The 20,230-nt window shown below is 61.2% G+C and carries 18 protein-coding genes and 1 other RNA gene; 13 read left to right on the forward strand and 6 right to left on the reverse strand.

The genetic code is table 11. The features are described from left to right. Positions 1–149: 149 nt before the first annotated feature. Entirely contained in the window at positions 150–1,823 is a 1,674-nt protein-coding gene (recN, locus tag JOE32_RS13345) for a DNA repair protein RecN (RefSeq protein WP_209984939.1), read from the forward strand. 88 nt (positions 1,824–1,911) lie between these two features. On the opposite strand, the gene fur is transcribed toward recN, so the two are convergent. Beyond that, positions 1,912–2,316 (reverse strand): ferric iron uptake transcriptional regulator, encoded by a 405-nt coding sequence (fur, locus tag JOE32_RS13350; RefSeq protein WP_003194220.1) that lies wholly within the window; start codon positions 2,314–2,316, stop codon positions 1,912–1,914. A 98-nt stretch (positions 2,317–2,414) separates the two neighbouring features. On the opposite strand from fur, the gene JOE32_RS13355 reads away from it, so the two are divergent. Next, a complete protein-coding gene (locus JOE32_RS13355; protein WP_057008727.1) occupies positions 2,415–2,945 on the forward strand; it encodes an outer membrane protein assembly factor BamE in 531 nt (176 codons plus the stop codon). A 63-nt stretch (positions 2,946–3,008) separates the two neighbouring features. On the opposite strand, the gene JOE32_RS13360 is transcribed toward JOE32_RS13355, so the two are convergent. Next, on the reverse strand, positions 3,009–3,311 hold the full coding sequence (locus JOE32_RS13360; protein ID WP_209984944.1) for an RnfH family protein: 303 nt from the start codon (positions 3,309–3,311) through the stop codon (positions 3,009–3,011). Continuing rightward, complete coding sequence (locus tag JOE32_RS13365; protein ID WP_003235071.1) at positions 3,304–3,738, reverse strand: type II toxin-antitoxin system RatA family toxin; 435 nt, start codon at positions 3,736–3,738, stop codon at positions 3,304–3,306. Before JOE32_RS13365 ends, JOE32_RS13360 begins: the two co-directional genes overlap by 8 nt. Before the next feature lie 167 nt (positions 3,739–3,905). Between JOE32_RS13365 and smpB the strand changes: the two genes are divergently transcribed. The 4 genes from smpB to ssrA all read left to right on the forward strand — a co-directional run bounded on the left by smpB (position 3,906) and on the right by ssrA (position 8,299). Continuing rightward, on the forward strand, positions 3,906–4,388 hold the full coding sequence (gene smpB / locus JOE32_RS13370) for an SsrA-binding protein SmpB (RefSeq protein ID WP_003235073.1): 483 nt from the start codon (positions 3,906–3,908) through the stop codon (positions 4,386–4,388). 192 nt (positions 4,389–4,580) lie between these two features. Continuing rightward, positions 4,581–7,391: an FAD-binding and (Fe-S)-binding domain-containing protein gene (locus JOE32_RS13375; RefSeq protein WP_209984947.1), complete on the forward strand. Its 2,811-nt coding sequence runs from the start codon at positions 4,581–4,583 to the stop codon at positions 7,389–7,391. 136 nt (positions 7,392–7,527) lie between these two features. After that, the gene (locus tag JOE32_RS13380; RefSeq protein WP_209984952.1) at positions 7,528–7,809 is read left to right on the forward strand and encodes a hypothetical protein; all 282 of its coding nucleotides are present in this window, start codon (positions 7,528–7,530) and stop codon (positions 7,807–7,809) included. A 93-nt stretch (positions 7,810–7,902) separates the two neighbouring features. After that, positions 7,903–8,299: a transfer-messenger RNA gene (ssrA, locus tag JOE32_RS13385) on the forward strand. Between the two features lie 340 nt (positions 8,300–8,639). On the opposite strand, the gene JOE32_RS13390 is transcribed toward ssrA, so the two are convergent. Next, positions 8,640–9,305 (reverse strand): GntR family transcriptional regulator, encoded by a 666-nt coding sequence (locus tag JOE32_RS13390; RefSeq protein WP_209984954.1) that lies wholly within the window; start codon positions 9,303–9,305, stop codon positions 8,640–8,642. 255 nt (positions 9,306–9,560) lie between these two features. Here JOE32_RS13390 and JOE32_RS13395 point away from each other — a divergent pair, with 255 nt between their 5' ends. The 6 genes from JOE32_RS13395 to JOE32_RS13420 all read left to right on the forward strand — a co-directional run bounded on the left by JOE32_RS13395 (position 9,561) and on the right by JOE32_RS13420 (position 17,382). Further along, positions 9,561–10,793 (forward strand): NRAMP family divalent metal transporter, encoded by a 1,233-nt coding sequence (locus JOE32_RS13395; RefSeq protein ID WP_209984957.1) that lies wholly within the window; start codon positions 9,561–9,563, stop codon positions 10,791–10,793. A gap of 21 nt (positions 10,794–10,814) precedes the next feature. Beyond that, positions 10,815–11,585, forward strand: coding sequence for a 5-oxoprolinase subunit PxpA (locus tag JOE32_RS13400; protein WP_209984960.1), 771 nt, complete (start codon positions 10,815–10,817; stop codon positions 11,583–11,585). Next, on the forward strand, positions 11,582–12,388 hold the full coding sequence (locus JOE32_RS13405; RefSeq protein WP_209984963.1) for a putative hydro-lyase: 807 nt from the start codon (positions 11,582–11,584) through the stop codon (positions 12,386–12,388). The genes JOE32_RS13400 and JOE32_RS13405 overlap by 4 nt, the downstream gene beginning before the upstream one ends. 9 nt (positions 12,389–12,397) lie before the next feature. After that, positions 12,398–14,017 (forward strand): 5-oxoprolinase/urea amidolyase family protein, encoded by a 1,620-nt coding sequence (locus JOE32_RS13410; RefSeq protein ID WP_209984967.1) that lies wholly within the window; start codon positions 12,398–12,400, stop codon positions 14,015–14,017. Then, positions 14,014–15,753 (forward strand): biotin carboxylase N-terminal domain-containing protein, encoded by a 1,740-nt coding sequence (locus tag JOE32_RS13415; protein ID WP_209984970.1) that lies wholly within the window; start codon positions 14,014–14,016, stop codon positions 15,751–15,753. Before JOE32_RS13410 ends, JOE32_RS13415 begins: the two co-directional genes overlap by 4 nt. 195 nt (positions 15,754–15,948) lie before the next feature. Continuing rightward, positions 15,949–17,382 (forward strand): glycosyltransferase family 39 protein, encoded by a 1,434-nt coding sequence (locus JOE32_RS13420; protein WP_209984972.1) that lies wholly within the window; start codon positions 15,949–15,951, stop codon positions 17,380–17,382. Between the two features lie 15 nt (positions 17,383–17,397). Here the strand turns inward: JOE32_RS13420 and JOE32_RS13425 are convergent, their stop codons facing one another. Then, positions 17,398–17,886, reverse strand: coding sequence for a TIGR00645 family protein (locus tag JOE32_RS13425; RefSeq protein WP_024077486.1), 489 nt, complete (start codon positions 17,884–17,886; stop codon positions 17,398–17,400). A 163-nt stretch (positions 17,887–18,049) separates the two neighbouring features. On the opposite strand from JOE32_RS13425, the gene JOE32_RS13430 reads away from it, so the two are divergent. Continuing rightward, entirely contained in the window at positions 18,050–19,873 is a 1,824-nt protein-coding gene (locus JOE32_RS13430; RefSeq protein ID WP_209984975.1) for a hypothetical protein, read from the forward strand. Between the two features lie 8 nt (positions 19,874–19,881). Here JOE32_RS13430 and JOE32_RS13435 read toward each other — a convergent pair whose 3' ends face one another. Further along, entirely contained in the window at positions 19,882–20,199 is a 318-nt protein-coding gene (locus JOE32_RS13435; protein WP_209984978.1) for a hypothetical protein, read from the reverse strand. Between the last annotated feature and the right edge of the window lie 31 nt (positions 20,200–20,230).

A 20,230-nucleotide genomic window follows, 5' to 3' on the forward strand; every position in this document is an offset into this window, starting at 1 on the left:
TCGCGCACTCACACACACTTCCTGCGTATTCATTCTGCATTGCGCTAAAAAAAATGATTGACCAAGCAAATCGAGCTAAGCGGGAGGATTGTCAGCCCTGAATAAAACACTGTATAAATAACCATACCTAAAGCCTGGGAGCGGCCGTCATGCTCGTGCACCTGTCCGTACATAACTACGCCATCGTTGAACACCTGGATCTCGAACTGGATCGCGGGATGAGCGTAATCACAGGCGAAACCGGCGCCGGCAAGTCGATCATGCTCGACGCCCTGGGCCTCACACTCGGCGACCGTGCCGACAGTGGCGTGGTGCGCCCCGGTGCAGACAAGGCCGACATATTGGCTACCTTCGACCTGGCGGACATCCCCGAGGCCGAAACCTGGCTGGCCGAGCGCGACTTGAACCATGAAGGCCCCTGCATCCTGCGCAGGGTCATCACTGCCGAAGGGCGTTCGCGCGGCTATATCAATGGCACGCCCTGCCCCCTCGGCGACTTGAAGGCCCTGGGCGAATTGCTGATCGATATCCACAGTCAGCATGAACATCAGTCGCTGCTGAAAACCGACACCCATCGCCGGCTGCTCGACGAATACGCAGGCGCCACGGAACTGGCGCGTCAGGTCCAACTGGCCGCCCAGCGCTGGCGCCAGACCCGCCAGGAGCTGGAGCGCCTCTCAAATTCCGGCGACGAGCAACGTGCTCGCCACCAGTTGCTCAGCTATCAACTTGAAGAACTGGAAAGCCTGAGTCTTGGCGAAAGCGAACTGGAACAGCTGGAACAGGAACACAAAAACCTCACGAACGCCGAGACCCTGTTGGGCATATGCCGCCAGGTGGTCGAGCAATGCAGCGAGAGTGATTCGGGTAACGTACTGAATGCACTCACGGCCAGCCTCAATCGGCTTTCCAGCGTAAACAACGCATCCGGCTCGCTGAGCGAAGCCACTACCCTGCTCACCAGTGCGCAGATCCAGGTCGAGGAAGCCGTGGGCGAACTCAACCGCTTCCTCGACCACTTCGATGCCGACCCTGCACGCCTGCAGCAAATCGAAGAACGCCTGGACACTATCTATACCCTGGCGCGCAAACATCGCATCCAGCCCAGTGAAGTGGCTGCGATGCAGCAGAAACTGATGGATGAAATCGAAACACTGAACGCCAATGATGAATCCATAGAGCGGCTGGGCGATGAACTCGCTTCGTTCGCCCGGCATTATCAGGAAAAGGCCAGGGAGCTGAGCGAGCTTCGCCAGCAGGCATCCACCCGCCTGGCCGGTGCAGTGGAACAAGAGATCCAGCGACTGGGCATGCCGGGCGGCCGCTTCGTGATCGAGCTTCGCGCCAATGCCAACAACGAACTGCAGCCTCACGGCCTGGAACAGGTGGAACTGCTGGTCAGCGCCAACCCTGGGCAACCGCTCAAGGCTCTGGCAAAAGTGGCGTCCGGTGGTGAGTTGTCACGCATCAGCCTGGCGATCCAGGTCATCACCGCACAAACGTCACGCGTACCGACGCTGGTGTTCGACGAAGTAGACGTGGGGATTGGCGGCCCAACTGCAGAAATTGTCGGCCAGTTGTTGCGTCGGCTTGGAGATCGCGGCCAGGTGCTGACCGTGACTCACTTGCCGCAAGTGGCAGCCCAGGGCCATCAGCATTTGTTTGTGCATAAAGTCCGAGGCAGTGATGCGACCCATACGGCCGTGTCCAAGCTGAACAAGTCCGAGCGCGTGGAGGAAGTGGCGCGAATGCTCGGCGGCATCGACTTGACCAAGGAGTCTCTGGCTCACGCGAAGAAAATGGTGGTAGCGGCCAAGGCTTGAGTTGAGTCTCTTCTCCCTCCTATAGAAAGCATGAAGGCGACCCTGGGGTCGCCTTCTATCGTTTTGCAGAGCGAATCTGCAACGACTTTTACTTTTTCTTACGTATGTAGAGCACGAGATTGTGGTCAACCAAATCGAAGCCATGCTCCTCAGCGATCTTGTGCTGAAGGGCTTCGATTTCCGGACTGGTGAACTCGATAACCTCATTGGTATCCAGGTCAACCATGTGGTCGTGATGACCACCGTCAGCCAGTTCGAACACTGCATGACCGCCGTCGAAATTATGGCGAACCACCAGCCCTGCGGCTTCAAACTGGGTCAGCACACGGTAAACCGTGGCCAGGCCTACGTCCTCGTTAGACTCCATCAGCGCCTTGTAGACATCCTCGGCACTCATGTGGCGCTGCTCAGCAGAATCGAGCATTTGTAGAATCTTGACTCGAGGCAGAGTCACTTTGAGACCGGCTTTGCGTAGTTCGCTATTTTCAACCATGGTTAGCTTTCTCGCGGATGCTGCTTCGCAGCTTCTCTTAATACGGGTATGATCGGCGTTTACGTTGTCCCAGCCAAGATAGTGGAAGTCGCCCACCGATGCAAAACACCAAGCTCTTGCTAACCAGTTTCACCTTTGTGGGACTGCTCGCACTCGCCGGTTGTTCATTCCCCGGGGTTTACAAAATCGACATCCAGCAGGGCAATGTCGTCACGCAGGACATGATAGACCAGTTACGCCCCGGAATGACCCGACGGCAAGTACGGTTTATCATGGGTAACCCCCTGCTGACCGACACTTTCCATGCCGATCGCTGGGATTATCTGTACAGCCTTCAACCGGGTGGCGGTGAACGCCAGCAGGAACGCGTCAGCGTCATTTTCAATGGCAATGATCAGCTCGTCAGCCTTTCCGGTGACTTCATGCCTGGCGTAAGCCGTGATGAAGCCCTGCTTGGCAAGGACACCGGCACTGCACCTGTGCCTGCTCCCGCGCAGCAAAGTGAGCAGCCCAAGTCCGAAGTACCGGCCAAGCCTGGCTCTTTGCTGGACAAGATCCAGAAAGACGTCGACGGTGTGGAAACTGTTCCAGTCCCGTCGCCACAGCCTCTGGACACCAGCCCGCAGTAAGTTAGCGGCGCTCGATAAAAAGCCCGGCATGCCGGGCTTTTTGTTGCCTGCCAATTGGCAAGCCTAGTCGTTTCTCTGTCTGGCCAGCGCAGCCTTGGCCGCGCGCAGCCTGCGCACTTCCTTGGGATCTGCCAGCAGCGGGCGATAAATCTCGATGCGGTCACCCGACTGCACAGGGCGAGTCTCGGCATCCGTCACCACCTTGCCAAAAATCCCCAACGGGCAATCGGCAAGCTCCACTTCAGGAAATTGCGCAGCCATTCCCGACGCCTGCACGGCTGCCCGCAGACAAGTACCGACCGGCACGCTTACAGCCAATAAAACCTGGCATTCGGCGGTGGCATACACCACTTCAATCTCAACCATGCAGTTGCTTGGCTCGTTCACAGAAGGCGTCGACCAACGTATTCGCTGCCTGATTGAACAGCGGCCCCAACGTCGCCCGCACAATCGGCCCGGCGTAATCAAAGGACAGATCCAGGCTGATCTTGCAGGCCTTCTCGGTCAATGCCTTGAATACCCACACGCCATGCAACTGCGTAAAAGGGCCTTCCTGCAGATTCATTTCGATGGATTTGCCAGGCACCAGGATATTGCGCGTGACAAAGTGCTGGCTAAGGCCGCCCTTGGCGACGCCAACACTGGCAACCATGTACTCGTCACTGCCTTCCAGCACTTCAGCGGTCGAGCACCAGGGTAGAAATTCCGGGTAACGCGCCACGTCGTTGACCAGGTCATAGAGCGCCTGCGCCGGATAAGGCAGCAGGGCCGAACGTTGAATATGCGTCGTCATGTGAGCGTTATTTCCACTGCTGAGACAAACATCGCGAAAAAAACAGCCCAATCCGCGAGAGAAAAAAACCAAAGAACTGCCCGCATTGTCCGGGATTCGCTCAACACGCTCAAGCACGCAGCTTGACCGTAGCCGACACGCTCGCAACTCCCTATAATGCCGCCCCTATGGCTAAACAAAAGAAACACCCTACAGGGACCATCGCGCAAAATAAAAAGGCGCGACACGATTACTTCATCGAACACCGTTTCGAGGCTGGTCTGGTCCTGGCCGGCTGGGAAGTAAAAAGTCTGCGCGCCAGCAAGCTGCAGTTGGTTGACAGCTATGTGCTGCTCAAGGATGGCGAGGCGTGGCTGCTCGGCAGTCATATTACCCCGCTGACCACCGCGAGCACCCACGTGATTGCCGACCCGGTACGCACACGCAAGCTGTTGCTCAACGCCCGCGAACTGGAAAAGCTCGCCGCTGCCGTGCAACAGAAAGGCTATGCCTGCATTTGCCTGTCCTGGTACTGGAGCAAGCACCTGGTCAAGTGCGAGATTGCGCTGGGCAAGGGTAAAAAGGAATACGACAAGCGCGACACCGAACGTGAGCGCGATTCCAATCGCGAGCTGCATCGCGCCGTACGCAACAAAGGCAAGGAAGACTAACCTTGTCACGGCGTAGCCCCGGGAACCTCCCGTGGCTACATGCCCTCGCCTCCCACAGACCTCCTCCCGATACAGCTCCCGATAACGCCAGCTCACACTTACCGGTTCACCAGTATGCTGATGACCTGCGCGTAACAGGATAGGAATCGACACCGGACAGCGTCTCCGGCGTCTGCTGTTTCTGGAGGATCGATGAGTCTGCCTACTGCTTTCCTGAGCGATGTCGCACAACTGATCCCGAAAGATCGGCGTTTCGACGATCCACTTTCAACGCTCGCCTTCGGTACCGATGCCAGTTTTTACCGACTGATCCCACACCTGGTCATCCGCGTCGAGTCGGAAGACGAAGTGGTCGCGCTGCTGCAATGGGCGCAACGCGATGGCGTACCCGTGACATTCCGCGCAGCGGGAACCAGCCTGTCCGGGCAGGCCATCAGCGATTCGGTACTGATCGTCCTGGGCGACAATTGGAACGGCCGCGAAATTCGCGGGCAAGGCCTGCAAATCCGCCTGCAGCCAGGCGTAATCGGTGCCCAGGCCAATGCCTGGCTCGCCCCGTTCGGGCGCAAGATCGGGCCGGATCCGGCGTCAATCAATGCCTGCAAAATCGGCGGCATCGTCGCCAACAACGCCAGCGGCATGTGCTGCGGTACGGCGCAGAACACTTATCACACCCTCGCCGGCATTCGCCTGGTGTTGGCCGATGGCAGCCGCCTGGACACCGAAGACGCGGCAAGCGTCACGGTATTTCGCAATCGGCACGGCGCGCTGCTTGAACGCTTGGCGACACTCGGTCGCCAGACGCGGGCGAATGCCGAATTGGCCGCACGCATCCGCCATAAATACCGTCTGAAAAACACCACCGGCCTGTCACTCAACGCCCTGGTGGATTTTGATGACCCACTGGAGATCCTCAGCCACTTGCTGGTGGGCTCCGAAGGCACCCTGGGGTTTATCAGTGCCGTGACCTACAACACGGTGGTCGACCATCCGAACAAAGCCTCGGCGCTGATCGTATTCCCGAATGTCGAGACCTGCTGCAACGCCGTAACCGCCCTGAAAACCCAGCCAGTTTCCGCCGTGGAACTGCTGGACCGACGCAGCCTGCGCTCCGTGCAAAACAAGCCAGGCATGCCCGAATTCGTACAGCACCTATCGGAAACAGCCTGCGCCCTATTGATTGAATCCCGCGCGGCGTCGCCGTCATTACTCCGTGAGCAACTGGCGCTGATCATGAAGGCCCTGGCCTCCTTTGCGGTGGAGAAGCAGGTCGACTTCACTGAAGACCCCGTGGCAAACGCCCGGCTGTGGGCGATCCGCAAAGACACCTTCCCCGCCGTCGGGGCGGCGCGCAAGACCGGCACCACCGTCATCATCGAAGACGTGACCTTCCCGGTCGAGCAACTGGCCATCGGCGTAAACCGTCTGATCGCGCTGTTCGACAAACATCACTACGACGAAGCCATCCTGTTCGGACACGCCCTGGAGGGCAATCTGCACTTCGTGTTCACCCAAGGCTTCAACAGCGCGGAAGAAATCACACGCTATCAAGCGTTCATGGATGACGTGGCGCAGTTGGTGGCCGTGGAATTCGGAGGCTCGTTGAAGGCCGAACACGGCACCGGCCGCAACATGGCGCCATTCGTCGAACTGGAATGGGGCAGCGAGGCCTATCAACTGATGTGGCAGCTCAAGCGCCTGCTCGACCCCAACGGCATCCTCAACCCGGATGTAGTGCTCAGCGAAGACCCGCAAATCCATCTCAAGCACTTCAAGCCCCTGCCGGCTGCCGACGAGCTTGTGGATAAGTGTATCGAGTGCGGGTTTTGCGAGCCGGTGTGCCCGTCGAATGGCCTGACCCTGAGCCCGCGTCAGCGCATCGTGATCTGGCGTGACATCCAGGCCAGGAAACGCGCGGGCGTGGATACCGCCGAACTCGAAGCCGCCTACCAGTACCAGGGCATCGACACCTGCGCCGCCACCGGGCTGTGCGCCCAGCGCTGCCCTGTAGGCATCAATACCGGTGACCTGATGAAAAAGCTGCGCAGCCGGGACGCCGACCGCAGGAAAACTGCCGAATGGCTCGCCACCCATTTCGCTACTGTGCTGCAAGGCATGCGATTCACCCTACATGTCGCCAACGGCGCGCGCATGCTATTGGGCGCCCCGCGCCTGGCAAAGTTGTCGGCGCAGATGACCAGGTTGTCCAAGGGACAGGTTCCGCAGTGGACCACTGCCATGCCGCAACCGGAAAAAGCCATTCGTTTCAGCCCTACAGTCACCGACGGACGTCCGCGCGTTGTCTATCTCGCCGCTTGCGTCTCACGCGCGATGGGCCCGGCGGCCACAGATAACGAGCAAATGTCGCTGTACGACAAAACCCGCAGCCTGCTGGAAAAAGCCGGTTACCAAGTCGTCATCCCCGACAACCTCGACAGCCTGTGCTGTGGCCAACCCTTCGCCTCCAAAGGCTACGCCGAACAGGCCGATCACAAGCGCCAGGAACTGATCGGCGCCCTGCTCCAGGCCAGCCGTGGCGGCCTCGATCCGATCTACTGCGACACCAGCCCCTGCACCCTGCGCCTGGTGCAAGACCTGGGCGAAACACGTCTGGACCTCTACGACCCCGTACGATTTATCCGCACCCACCTGATGGACCGCCTCGACTTCACACCTCAGCAAGCGCCAATCGCCGTGCACGTCACCTGCAGCACTCAACACCTGGGCGAAAGCCAGGCACTGATCGACCTTGCCCGACGCTGCGCCAACACCGTGGTCATTCCGGAAGGTATCCACTGCTGCGGTTTCGCCGGCGACAAAGGCTTCACCACGCCGGAACTCAACGCCCACGCCCTGCGCTCACTCAAGACGGCGGTGCACTCTTGCAGTGAAGGCATTTCCACCAGCCGCACCTGCGAAATCGGCCTGAGCCAACAGGGCGGCATCGATTACCACGGGTTGGTGTACCTCGTTGACCGCGTCACAAAAGCACGCACATATTAAACCCGCAAAAAAACAGAACCCCTGCGCACTGGCGTAGTCATCTGCATAGGCCTCGACGAACGAGGCTCATCAGTGATGTCGCTGGCCGCCGTTCAACGCCAGCAGCGTCGAGCCCTTTTGCGCAAGGAGATACCCCATGAAGCGTTCCGCTCTTGCTGGCTTGTTTGTTACCGCTGCGATGCTGGCGTCCCCTGTGTTCGCCGCGGGTAATGACAAAGACCTGTGCCAGATCAACCTCGACAAAATCAACAACGGCAAAGCATTGCTCGCCACCGACACCAGCGGCAAAAGCGGCGAAATCGACACCGCCGTCTCCCAGGCCAAGGCGGCTCATGCAGCTGGCGATGACAAGAAGTGCATCGAGATCAGCGCCAAGGCTCTGCAGGACCTGCAAAACAGCGACAAAGGCGGTCAGTAAGCGAGAGGCCAACCTTCGGGTTGGCCTTCCGTGACGATTTGACGTAGACTGCACAGGCTTGTCACTCACTAAGAAACAACGAGTTACAAGCACGGGGCCGTTTAGGATTCGACGCCGGTCGCGAAACTTTAGGTGCATGCCGAGTTGGTAACAGAACTCGTAAATCCACTGTTGCAACTTCTTATAGTTGCCAATGACGAAAACTACGGCCAGGAATTCGCTCTCGCTGCGTAAGCAGCCTTAGCCCTGAGCTTCTGGTACCTTCGGGTCCAGCAATCACCAGGGGATGTCTGTAAACCCAAAGTGATTGTCATATAGAACAGAATCGCCGTGCAGTACGTTGTGGACGAAGCGGCTAAAACTTACACAACTCGCCCAAAGCACCCTGCCCTTCGGGTCGCTGAGGGTTAACTTAATAGAAACGGCTACGCATGTAGTACCGACAGCGGAGTACTGGCGGACGGGGGTTCAAATCCCCCCGGCTCCACCACTTCAACATCTAAAGACGTCCAAGGGCGTCTTTTTTTGTGCCTGAAATCCAGTAAATACGGGGCTTTAGGGTCTATTAGCGTCCATGGACGTCCGGCACAATCCACGCCACGTGGTATTCCAAGCCTTTCATTGATAATTTTTGCAATACCAATTGATGTCATCGAATACCTCATGTGCGCCCAAGCCTCCCGCCTCTCTGACCGCCAGCTCAAAGCGGTAAAGCCGAAGACAAGGACTACGTCCTCAGCGATGGAGACGGTTTACAGCTGCGCGTTAGGGTCAATGGCACTTCAAAAAAAGACGTCCCCCAGACGTCTTTTTTATACCCGCAACCTCCCCTACCCCCTCCCCCTACGCTCAAACGCCGCCAACACCGTCCGCTCCGACTGCACCAAATACCCCTCCAGCATCACCACCGCATCCCCCGCACGCCCTTCCTCCACACACCGAAGTATCGAAGCATTCATGTCCAGAAACGGCAGGTGCAAAAACTGCGGATCATTAAGCAAGCCAAACGCCAGCCGCAACTCAGCCGAGATTTGTCCATAAAACACCAGCAGGCGCGGGCTGTCGGCGAGTTCGACGATGGCGGTGTGGAACGCCATGTTGGCCGTGCCCACTGCCACCCAATCCTTGGCTTCGCGTGCGCGTGCGCCGGCTTCGACGGCTTGCTGCATGTGCAGGGCGCCGGGGTGTTGGGGGTAGCCTTGGGCGATGGCCTTGCATTCGATGAAGCGGCGCACGCGGTAGATGTCGATGATCGAGGCCATGTCGGGCGCTGCGACCGTGACGCCGCGGTTGGGTTCGTGTTTGAGCAGGCCTTCGCGGGTCAGCACTCTGAACGCTTCCCTCAGGGTGTTGCGCGAGATATCCAGAGTCTCGGCCAGTGCGGCTTCGGACAGGCGTTGGCCGGGCACGAGTTCGCCTTCGACCAGCATTCTGCGTATTTCCTGGGTGATGGATTCTCCCAGCGTGCGAGGAAGAGTGGGAGGTGCGTCGTTCATAAGAAATCCAAGGTAGGAATAACCGCGCGGTTATTCCATCAGAGCTGGGTGCAAGGCACAAGGATGACGCAGGGAGCGTGCTTCATTAAGTAGCAGCTCGCGGGCTTTGGGTAACAATTGAGTGCACATGAATCATTCATCAACAACAGATTGTTCAACAATAAACCCTTTATCAACCAACACTTAGGTGCCGATTCATGGCTTCTGGCACACACATTGCTCAGTCGAGGTATCTCTCACCGTAGGAACGATGCCGTGACACAGACCCCTCAAGCGTTCACCAAAGACCGGCGCGCCTCTCTGGTGGCGGCGATTTTCATGATGGCGACGTCGGCCATCGGGCCGGGCTTTCTGACGCAGACGGCGACGTTCACGGCGACCCTCGGCGCGGCGTTTGCGTTCGGCATTCTGGCCTCGATCCTGATCGACTTCGTGGTGCAGTTGAACGTCTGGCGCATCGTGTCGCTGACGCGGATGCGCGCAGCGGACCTGGCCAACGCGGCAATCCCCGGAAGTGGCTACCTGCTGACATTGCTGGTGCTGTCCGGCGGCCTGGTGTTCATGCTGGGCAATATCGCCGGTGCCGGCCTGGGCTTGAATGCGTTGACCGGCCTGGACCCCAAATGGGGCGGGGCGTTGAGTGCGCTGCTTGCCATCGCGATTTTCTCTTCCCATCGCGCCGGCATTGCCATGGACCGCATCATGATGGCGCTGGGCATTCTCAAGGTGTGCCTGATCCTGTTCGCCGCCTTTGCCACCCATCCGCCGTTGGGCGAAGCCCTGCGTCAATCGGTGTGGCCTGACTTCATCGACTTCGCCGCCATCACCACCATCGTCGGTGGCACGGTCGGCGGCTACATCACCTATGCTGGCGCGCACCGGCTGCTCGACCGGGGCACGGTGGGTGTGGAAAACATTGAAGCGGTTTCCAGGGCAGCGCTGACCGGCATTCTGGTCACGGGCGTGGCGCGTTATGTGCTGTTCCTGGCGATTCTCGGGGTGGTGGCCAGTGGCGTCGTCATCGATGTGTCCGGCCAGGGCGCCAACCCAGCGGCCCAGGCGTTCCATGCGGCGGCGGGTAATATCGGCATGATGATGTTCGGCCTGGTGCTGTGGGCGGCGGGGATCAGCAGCGTGATCGGCGCTTCGTACACATCAATGTCGTTTATCACGGTGTTTTCAAAACGCATCACCGAGCGCGTGCGTCACCTGGCGACCGTCGTGTTCATTGTCATTTCGCTGGCTGTTTATCTGATGCTGGGCAAACCACCGCCGGCGCTGCTGGTGTTCGCCGGCGGCTTCAACGGGCTGATCCTGCCGCTGGGCCTGAGCATCTTCATGTACGTGGGCTGGCGCCGCTCCGATCTCATGGACGGCTACCACTATCCTCGCTGGTTGCTGGTGCTGGGTATCCTCACCTGTCTGCTGTCGTGGTTCATGGCCTACAAGTCGGCGGGTGCCATCTTTGCCTTTATCGGCGCGGCCTGATTTAACCGGAGGTTACTTTTGATGCGTGCAATTGATCTTAACAGCGACCTGGGAGAGAGCTTCGGCGCCTGGAGCATGGGCGACGACAGCGCGATGCTCGATGTGGTGACCAGCGCCAACGTCGCCTGCGGTTTTCATGCCGGCGACCCGGCCGGCATCCTGCGCACCCTGCAAGCCGCCGCCGGCAAAAACGTCACCATTGGCGCCCATGTGGCCTACCCGGACAAGGTCGGCTTCGGTCGCCGCAACATGGACCTGGCCAGCGATGAACTGACCGCCGACGTGATCTACCAGATCGGTGCGCTTCAAGGTTTGGCCAGGGCTGCGGGCACGTCGGTGCGCTACGTAAAACCCCACGGCGCGTTGTACAACACCATTGCCCACGACCGTCGCCAGGCGCTGGCGGTGATCGCCGCCATCCGCGCCATCGATCCCACGCTGATACTGGTGGCCCTGGCCGGTTCCACGCTGATCCAATGGGCGCGCGACGAGGGCTTGCAGTGTGTCGCCGAAGCCTTCGCCGACCGGGCCTACACGCCGCAAGGCACGCTGGTGTCGCGACGTGAACCGGGCGCGGTGCTGCACGATCCGAAACAGGTGGCGCAACGCATGCTGCGCCTGGTCGAAGACGGCACCATTGAAGCCATTGATGGCACGCGCACCCGCATCGAGGCCGACTCCATCTGCGTGCATGGCGATAGCCCAGCAGCGGTGGACATGGCGCGCGAACTGCGCCGAGTGCTGGAGCAGGCCAACCTGTCCGTGCGGCCGTTTGCGGGAGATCGCCCATGAATGCCTTCGCCCGCGCCCGCGAGGCGGCCATTGACGCTGCCCGGCAAGCCCGTCAAACCTACCGTGACGGGCTGATAACCCCTACGGCCGGGATTGCCCCGGGCATGACCCAGGCCAACCTGATCGCCCTGCCGCGCGAATGGGCCTACGACTTTCTGCTGTACGCCCAGCGCAATCCCAAAGCCTGTCCGGTCCTCGACGTCAGCGACGCGGGCAGTCCAAGCACGCTGCTGGCGCAAGGCGCAGACCTGCGCACCGACCTGCCGCTGTACCGCATCTGGCGGGACGGAAAAATGGTCGACGAAGTCAGCGACGCCACCCAGGCCTGGGCCGAGCACGACGACATGGTGGCGTTCCTGATCGGTTGCAGCTTCACCTTTGAAACCGCCCTGCAGGAAGCGGGCATCGAAGTGCGGCACATCGCCGATGGCTGCAACGTGCCGATGTACCGCACCCACCGCGCCTGTCGCCCGGCGGGACGCCTGCACGGTGAAATGGTTGTGTCCATGCGCCCGATCCCGCCGGATCGGGTGGCCGAGGCCAGCGCAATCTCCGCGCGCTATCCCGCCGTCCACGGCGCCCCGGTGCACATCGGCGAGCCTGCACTGCTGGGCATCCAGGACCTGAGCCGACCCGACTTTGGCGACGCAGTGCGCATCGAGCCTGGCGAGGTGCCGGTGTTCTGGGCCTGCGGCGTGACGCCCCAGGCGGCGGTGGCGGCGTCGGGTGTGCCTTTTGCGATCACCCACGCGCCCGGCCATATGTTCATCACCGATGTGCCTGACAGCACTTACCACGTCTAGGAGTTTCCCGTGCGCTTTCTACCGGTCAACCTGGACACCCTGCTCGTCGAATTGAACGACCTCGACCAAACCCTGGCCCTGTTCGACGCCCTGATGGCGGAGCCGATTGCCGGCGTCGAAGAAATCGTGCCCGCCGCGCGAACGCTGCTGATCCAGTTTCGTCCCAGCGCCATCGAGCGCCAGGCGCTGGTCGAGCGTATCGCCGGCCGGGACCTGAGCCAGCGCCGCGAAGGCGAGCTGCGCCGGGTGGAAATCCCCGTGCACTACAACGGCGAAGACCTCGACGAAGTCGCCACCCTGCTGTGCATCAGCCGCACCGAAGTGATACAGCGCCACACCGCCCATGACTACAGCGTGGCCTTTTGTGGCTTTGCACCGGGTTTTGCCTACCTCACCGGCGGCGCCGGTTTCCAGGTGCCGCGCCGGCAAACCCCGCGCACCCGCATACCGGCGGGCGCCGTGGCCCTGGCCGGAGACTTCAGTGGCGTCTACCCCCAGGCCAGCCCCGGTGGCTGGCAGATCATCGGCGTCACGCCGTTGCAGATGTGGGACCTGAACCGCGCCGAACCGGCCCTGCTGCGCCCTGGCTATAAAGTGCGATTCACCGACGCCGGCCCGCTCCCGGCCGGCGGCTTGCCCGCTACCAGCGCCGCCGCGCGTGCCGCCGCCCCAAGCGGCGCCTGCCTGGAAATCATCAGCCCCGGGTTACACAGCGTGTTGCAGGACATGGGCCGCCCCGGCCAGACTGATCAGGGCGTGTCGCGCTCCGGCGCGCTGGACCTCGGCGCCCTGCGCGCGGCCAACCGCGCCGTGGGCAATCGCTCGGACATGGCCTGCGTGGAATCGGTACTCGGCGGCCTGAGCTTTGTTTGCCACGGCCATGGGGTGATCGCGGTCACTGGCGCGCGCACGCCGATCACCATTACCAGCGCCAGCGGCCTGCAATGGACGGCCGACAACTACCAGCCCATCGAACTGGCCATGGGTGATCGTGTCAGCCTGGGCGCACCGTTGGCGGGGCTGCGCAGCTACCTGGCGATGCGTGGCGGCTTTGACGTCACGCCGGTGCTCGGCAGCCTGTCCACCGACACCCTGGCCCAGGTTGGCCCACCGGCGCTCGCCGTCGGCGACCGCCTGGGCTTTACCCCACGCACCACCGGCACCAGCGTATCGCTGCAGGAAGCGCCGGCCTTCGAACTGCCGACGGCAGCGCACATCGTCACCCTCGACGTGGTGATGGGGCCACGCACTGACTGGTTTACCGAAGACGCCGTGCAGCGCCTGAGCAGTCAGCTGTGGCGCGTCACCTCGCAGTCCAACCGCGTCGGCATTCGCCTGGCCGGAGACATGCCGCTCACCCGCAGCAATCACCAGGAATTGCCCAGCGAAGGCACCGCCGTCGGCGCCATCCAGGTCCCGGCCAGTGGGCAACCGGTGCTGTTCCTGGCCGACCACCCGCTGACCGGCGGCTACCCGGTGATCGCCGCCGTGGCCAGTCACCACCTGGACCTGGCCGGGCAGATACCGATCAATGCGCAGATTCGCTTCAACCCGCTGAGCGCATTCAGCGAAATCCAACCGCGCACAGATGCCTCTTTTTCAACTGCCGATGCGAAGAAAACCCCATGAAAAAATTACTGATCGCCAACCGTGGTGAAATCGCCGTCCGCATCGCCCGCGCCTGCCGTGACTATGGTGTGCAATCGGTTGCGGTGTACGCCGACGCCGACATCGACGCCCTGCACGTGCGTCAGGCCGACGAAGCCTATGCCCTGAACGGCCAGCGCCCGGCAGACACCTACCTGGATATCGAAAAACTCCTGGCCATTGCCAAACGCAGCGGCGCGGATGCCGTGCACCCAGGCTATGGTTTTCTGTCCGAGCGTGCCGACTTCGCCCGCGCGGTGATCAACGCCGGGCTGGTGTGGGTTGGCCCCACCCCCGAGACCATCGACGTGCTGGGCGACAAGGTCGAGGCGCGCAAACTGGCGCAGCAGGTCGGCGCTCCGCTGGTCGCCGGTACGCCAGGCCCGGTCGAAAGCGCGGCCCAAGTGCTGGCGTTTGCCGAGCAGCACGGCCTGCCGATTGCCATCAAGGCCGCCTTTGGCGGTGGCGGGCGCGGCATGAAAGTGGCCTGGCGCCTGGACGAGGTCGCCGAATTGTTCGCCTCGGCCGTGCGCGAAGCCGAAGCGGCGTTCGGCCGTGGTGAGTGTTTCGTCGAGCAGTTCCTCGACCGTCCTCGGCATATCGAAGCGCAAGTCATCGCCGACAAACATGGCAAGGTCGTGGTGGTCGGCACGCGTGACTGCTCGCTGCAACGCCGCAACCAGAAGCTGGTGGAAGAAGCCCCCGCGCCGTTCATCAGCGACGCCCAGCGCGAGCGTATCCATCAGTCGGCCCACGCTATTTGCGCCAAGGCCGGTTACGTCGGCGCCGGCACGGTGGAGTTTCTGCTCAGCCAGGATGGCACGCTGTCGTTTCTGGAGGTCAACACGCGTCTTCAAGTCGAGCACCCGGTCACCGAAGAAACCACCGGCGTGGACATTGTGATCGAGCAACTGCGTATCGCCGACGGTTTGCCGTTGTCGTTCAGCGAAACGCCAGTGCCGCGCGGCCACAGCTTTGAATTTCGCATCAACGCCGAAGACCCGGGCAAAGGCTTTTTGCCCACCCCCGGTCACATCAGCGCATTCCAGCCACCCTCCGGCCCCGGCGTGCGCCTGGACAGCGGCGTGGTCACGGGTTCGAGCGTGCCCAGCACCTTCGATTCGATGATGGCCAAGCTGATCGTCAGCGGCGCCACCCGCGAACAGGCCATCGCCCGCGCCCGCCGTGCCCTGGCAGAGTTCAACATCGAAGGCATCGCCTCGGTGCTGCCCTTTCATCGGGCCGTGATGGAGCATGCCGACTTCACCGGCGCCGACCGATTTGCCGTGCACACCCGCTGGATCGAGACCGACTTCGCCGAACAGATCACCCTCGCCCCACGCAGCGCGTTGTCGGCCGACCCCGAGGTGCTGCGCACCTTCGTTGAAATCGACGGCAAGCGCCACGAACTGGGCCTGCCCGCCGCCCTGTTGCGCGGCATCAGCCTCAACGGACCGGCTCCCGCCAGCGCCAGCTCAAGCCCCAGCCAGGCCGCAGATCCACAAGCGGTGCTGACGCCGGTCGCGGGCAACCTGCATGCCTGGGTCGTCGGCGACGGCGACTCGGTCAGCGCCGGCCAAGTGATCGCCGTGGTGGAGGCGATGAAAATGGAAACCTCGATCCTCGCCCCCTGCGCGGGCGATGTTCAGATTGCCGAACAGGCAGGTGCTTATTTCGAGGCTGGCTGCGTGATTGGGCGTATCAAGACAGCCAATTGAGCTGAACGCTTCGCCACAGCTGCACGCGCAACGAGGGATTAGCTCGATTGCCGCGTGCAGCCTGCAGAAAACCGCAGGCAGGACGCGAGCAAAAACCGCACGCTCGTTCACGAATTGTTAAGAAACACCTCCCTATACTTGCCGATTGCCATGTCCGCTCCCCCGAGCGGTCCCCTGCCCCGGTAGCCACACTCCATGACGCGTCCCGTTCCTCTGCTGCTTCTGCTCGTTGGTCTGTTGTTCTTCTTCGCCTTGGGTAACCATGAATTGCAAGGTTCCACCGAGGCCCGTGTGGCCGGGATCGCCATGGCCATGCACCTGGACAACGACTGGGTGGTGCCGCGACTGTTTCAAGAGCCGTTTCTGGAAAAACCGCCCCTGAGCCTGTGGCTCGACGCCGGCGCGATTCGGCTGTTTGGCGCCAGCACCGGGGCGGTGCGTCTGGCGTCGGCGTTTGCCGGGCTGTTCAGTGTGATGCTGTTGTACGGGATGTTGCGCACCTTCGGGCGGCCAAAAACATTGGCGTTCAGCGCGGCGCTGATCCTGGCGACCATGGCCAGTTACTGGGGCAATGTGCGCGGCGTGGGTGAGGATTCATTGCTCAGTCTCGGCGTGACGACCGCGCTGCTGGCGTTTTACCAGGCCGTGCGGCCTGATCGCGAAGGCTCCAGCACGTGGGCCTGGGCGCTGTTCGCGGCCGGAATGGTCATCGCCACCCTGAGCAAGGGCGTGCTGGGCCTGGCGATGCCGGGCATCGTGATCTTTGTGTACCTGGTCAGCATCAGCCTGATGGACAAGCGCCTGAGCATCGGCGACTGGCTCAAGCCGGCGCTGTTTACCCTGTTGGCGTTGGTGCCGCTGGTGATCTGGCTGGGGTTTCTGTTTCAGCGCGATGGGATGCAGGCGGTGGGCGAGGTGCTGTTGACCAACAGTGTCGGTCGCTTCAGCGGCTCGTTTGTCGAAGCCGGGCATTACGAGCCGTTTTACTACTACCTGGTGAAGCTGCCCGAAGCGTTTTTGCCGTGGAATATCCTGGTGTACCTGGGCCTGTGGCACTTTCGCAAAAGCCTGGTGCGCAACCGTTATCGCCTGTTTTTCAGCGTGTGGCTGGTGGCGCAATTTACCTTGCTGACCCTGGCGTCCAGCAAGCGCACGGTGTACCTGATGGCGCTGACGCCGGCCGCCGCCGTGCTGGCCGCCGAATATGTGCGCGTGCTGCTGGCGTGGCTCAAGGAACACAAGCCTACGCTGTACGCGCACCATCGGCGCGTGATCGGCGCGGTGTTTATCCTGGCCATCGCCTGCTACCTCACGGCGGCCTTCTGGTTCGCGCCCAAAGCGGACGTGCGCCACTCGTTCGTGCCGGTGATCAGCGAGATCCAGACCCTGCTGGACCAGGGCAGAAACGTGGTGCTGTTTCAACCCAACGAGCGGATCGCGGGCGCCAGTGTGTTTTACCTGCGGGCTTACCTGCCGATCCTGCAAACCGAAGCGCAATTGCGCAGCTACCTGGCCGCCAAACCCGGCAATGTGGCGCTGCTGGATCGCACCGAGCAACTGCAGGAAAAGGTCACGGTGACCAAACAGATGTCGATCAATCGCCAGCCCTACTACTTCATCGAGCAGTAAGGCCGGCGCGGTGCATCAGTGCTTGGTGAGTTTGTCCAGGTAACCCATGGCGAACGCCGAGACCACGAAGGTCATGTGGATGATCACGTACCACATCAAATGCTGCGGATCGACGTTCTTGGCGTCCATGAAGATGCGCAGCAGGTGGATGGAGGAAATCGCCACGATGGACGCCGCCACTTTCATCTTCAGCGACGAGGAGTCCATGGTGCCCAGCCAGTTGAGCTTTTCCTTGTTGTCATCGATGTCCAGCTGCGAGACAAAGTTCTCGTAGCCGGAAATCATCACCATCACCAGCAGGCCGCCGACCAGGGCCATGTCGATCAGCGACAGCAGCACCAGGATCAGCTCGGACTCGGCCATCGAGAACACGCTCGGCAGCAGGTGGATCACTTCCTGGAAGAATTTCAGCGCCAGCGCCAGCAGGCCCAGGGACAGACCGAAGTAGATCGGCGCCAGCAGCCAGCGCGAGGCGTACATAGCATTTTCGATAAAACGTTCCATTGAATCTCACACAGCGTGGCTAGAAATGGCGGCGAGTATACCAGCCGCTGCCAGCCACCTGTCACCGCGAGAAAACTGACGTGTACGGCATCTGTGAGCGCGTTTATCTGCTAGTGTCGAGCCCATCAAATCGACTCAATGTTGTCGGACAGGAAAACTTGCAATGATGGATGTGCGATCTCCCTTGGCCAGCGTCGGCCTGTGCGCGGCACTGCTGCTGGCCGGCGGCTGTTCTCCCAGCGAAGAGCAGAAGCAGGCCACCCTCGAAGAGAAAACCGCCAAGTTCGAACAGTCCCTCGACGGCATCCAGGACCCCAAGCTGCGCGACGCCATCGCTGACCTGGGCGGTTCGCTGTTGCTGCTCGAGCGCGCGCAAACCAAGCTCGCCAGCAAACCCATCGAGCCCGAGTACGGCGAAGACACCCTGGCCCTGCTCAAGCACTACCCCACGCCGCAGGCGCTGGTCGATACCTACATCAACGGCCTGTTCGTGCTGCGCAGGGCCTCCCATTCGGACTACCTGACAGATTTGCAGCCGGTATTCCCCTTTACGTTCAATGTGCCGGAGCAGTTTCCATTCCCCCACAACCTGGAATGGCAGTCGGTCACCTTGAGCAACAACAAGGTGATTCCGTTCCAGCCGGAATGGTCGGAAACCGATCCCGGCATTCAGTTGAGCCCGAGTAGCTCCAACCTGACCAACCCTGACGACCTGACGGTGACCTACCCGTTTTTCGACGGTATCGAGACCGAAAACAAGAGCCAGCCGCAGCCGGTGAGCCTCAAAGGCGCGGTGGAAGTGGTAGCGCCCGGCAAGGTGCTCAGCTTCGACCTGTCGAAAAAGGACGTCGGTCACACGCGCACCGAAGGCACTGTCAGCGTCAACCTGCTACTGCTTGAAAAGAACTACGCCGAGCTCGAACTCACCAACAGCGCGCCCCTGGCGCCGGAACTGGCGGATGATTCGCCCAATCCGCTGCTGGTCCAGGCACGGGACGTTACCGGGCAGTTTCTGACGCGCTCGGGCTCGATCAACGAAAGTGCTGCGCAAGTGGCGTTCTACGAAAAACAACTGGCCGAGCTGCAAAAGCAAAAAGCCTGGTCACCGGCCCTTGAAAAACAGCTGACCGATGAGCAAAAAGCCTTCGAGCAAAAACAGCACCGGTCTTACGCCAAGGTCTACTTCAATGGCGTGATCGACTCCCTGCAAGTCAATGTGCTGGACTTTTCCACGGTCACCGTCACCCGCAAGGAACTGGACCTGCCGGTCCTGCGGTTTGACAAAAACAGCCTGGAAAAGACCGTGCAAGCCTTGCCGATGCCTGTCACGGTGTACGACGACGGCGCCGCCAGTTGGCTCAAGGACGCGTCGATGACCGAAGACCAGCTGAAAAACAGCGTCACCATCAGCCAGTCCGTCGACGATGCCAGCGCTGCGCATGTGGTGTTCGATCACCCCTTTACCTTCAACGACGACCTGGTGGGCGCCGAGCGCAACAGCAGTGAGGCGCCGGTGACGTTTTTTACCGCCGACGAAAAAGGCGGGCGCGGCGACCCTATCGAGTTGCCCACCGAGGCCTTCGAACTGAACCCGGCGCGCGGCATGCTCACCTACGACCTCAACCTGTTCCCGGAGAACCCGGCGTTCGTGGTGGGCTCGATCCCGCTGTTCCTGGCCACTATCGAAAAAACCACGCTGGATGCGGCCAGGTTGCCCAAGGGCCTGGCGCTCAAGGACAACGCGCTGATCGTCGATCAACAAGCCTTCCCCGCCGACAGCTGGCGCTTCTACGCCAAGGACGCCAGCGGCAATTACCTCAAGGAAATCCTCGGCGTCAGCCACCGCGCCGAGGAATACGGCACGGCGATGTTCGACGTGCATTACTTCTACGGCCAGCCGACCCGCCTGGAAGGCTACCAGCGCACCGACCTGAGCACCGTGCAATACGGCTTCGAGGTCAAGCTGGACAAGCCGGAAAGCAAATAACGCGGCGATTACAGGGCGAGGCGTTCTTGCCTGCGATTGAGTTGGCGCAGATAGGCCTGCAAATGCAGGCCCCATATCGGCGGCTCGCGCCTCTGCACATAGCCTTGCAGCGTGAGGCCGTCGACGATGGTGCCCAGTAGGGTTTCAGCGGCGCAGGCCCCATGAAACGGGCCCTCGGCCTTGATGGCGGACGGCTGCTCGCCGGCCATGCCTGCTGCGAATAACAACATCCACAGCCCGCTGTCCCCCGCGAGCGGGCGCACGGTGCATTCGATACGGGTTTCCAGGCCCAGGCATTGACGGATAAGGCAAAGGTTGCGCGGCATGGCGGCGCCCCTCGGTAGACTGGTTTAACTC

Origin of the sequence: Pseudomonas sp. PvP025 (assembly GCF_017832155.1) — a bacterium.
Taxonomy (GTDB): Bacteria; Pseudomonadota; Gammaproteobacteria; order Pseudomonadales; family Pseudomonadaceae; genus Aquipseudomonas.

What these genes read in the sequence shown, in the direction of transcription:
- recN (WP_209984939.1), top strand. Translation starts at nt 150, where the DNA reads ATGCTCGTGCACCTGTCCGTACATAACTACGCCATCGTTGAACACCTG.
- fur (WP_003194220.1), bottom strand. Translation starts at nt 2,316, where the DNA reads ATGGTTGAAAATAGCGAACTACGCAAAGCCGGTCTCAAAGTGACTCTG.
- JOE32_RS13355 (WP_057008727.1), top strand. Translation starts at nt 2,415, where the DNA reads ATGCAAAACACCAAGCTCTTGCTAACCAGTTTCACCTTTGTGGGACTG.
- JOE32_RS13360 (WP_209984944.1), bottom strand. Translation starts at nt 3,311, where the DNA reads ATGGTTGAGATTGAAGTGGTGTATGCCACCGCCGAATGCCAGGTTTTA.
- JOE32_RS13365 (WP_003235071.1), bottom strand. Translation starts at nt 3,738, where the DNA reads ATGACGACGCATATTCAACGTTCGGCCCTGCTGCCTTATCCGGCGCAG.
- smpB (WP_003235073.1), top strand. Translation starts at nt 3,906, where the DNA reads ATGGCTAAACAAAAGAAACACCCTACAGGGACCATCGCGCAAAATAAA.
- JOE32_RS13375 (WP_209984947.1), top strand. Translation starts at nt 4,581, where the DNA reads ATGAGTCTGCCTACTGCTTTCCTGAGCGATGTCGCACAACTGATCCCG.
- JOE32_RS13380 (WP_209984952.1), top strand. Translation starts at nt 7,528, where the DNA reads ATGAAGCGTTCCGCTCTTGCTGGCTTGTTTGTTACCGCTGCGATGCTG.
- JOE32_RS13390 (WP_209984954.1), bottom strand. Translation starts at nt 9,305, where the DNA reads ATGAACGACGCACCTCCCACTCTTCCTCGCACGCTGGGAGAATCCATC.
- JOE32_RS13400 (WP_209984960.1), top strand. Translation starts at nt 10,815, where the DNA reads ATGCGTGCAATTGATCTTAACAGCGACCTGGGAGAGAGCTTCGGCGCC.
- JOE32_RS13405 (WP_209984963.1), top strand. Translation starts at nt 11,582, where the DNA reads ATGAATGCCTTCGCCCGCGCCCGCGAGGCGGCCATTGACGCTGCCCGG.
- JOE32_RS13415 (WP_209984970.1), top strand. Translation starts at nt 14,014, where the DNA reads ATGAAAAAATTACTGATCGCCAACCGTGGTGAAATCGCCGTCCGCATC.
- JOE32_RS13420 (WP_209984972.1), top strand. Translation starts at nt 15,949, where the DNA reads ATGACGCGTCCCGTTCCTCTGCTGCTTCTGCTCGTTGGTCTGTTGTTC.
- JOE32_RS13425 (WP_024077486.1), bottom strand. Translation starts at nt 17,886, where the DNA reads ATGGAACGTTTTATCGAAAATGCTATGTACGCCTCGCGCTGGCTGCTG.
- JOE32_RS13430 (WP_209984975.1), top strand. Translation starts at nt 18,050, where the DNA reads ATGATGGATGTGCGATCTCCCTTGGCCAGCGTCGGCCTGTGCGCGGCA.
- JOE32_RS13435 (WP_209984978.1), bottom strand. Translation starts at nt 20,199, where the DNA reads ATGCCGCGCAACCTTTGCCTTATCCGTCAATGCCTGGGCCTGGAAACC.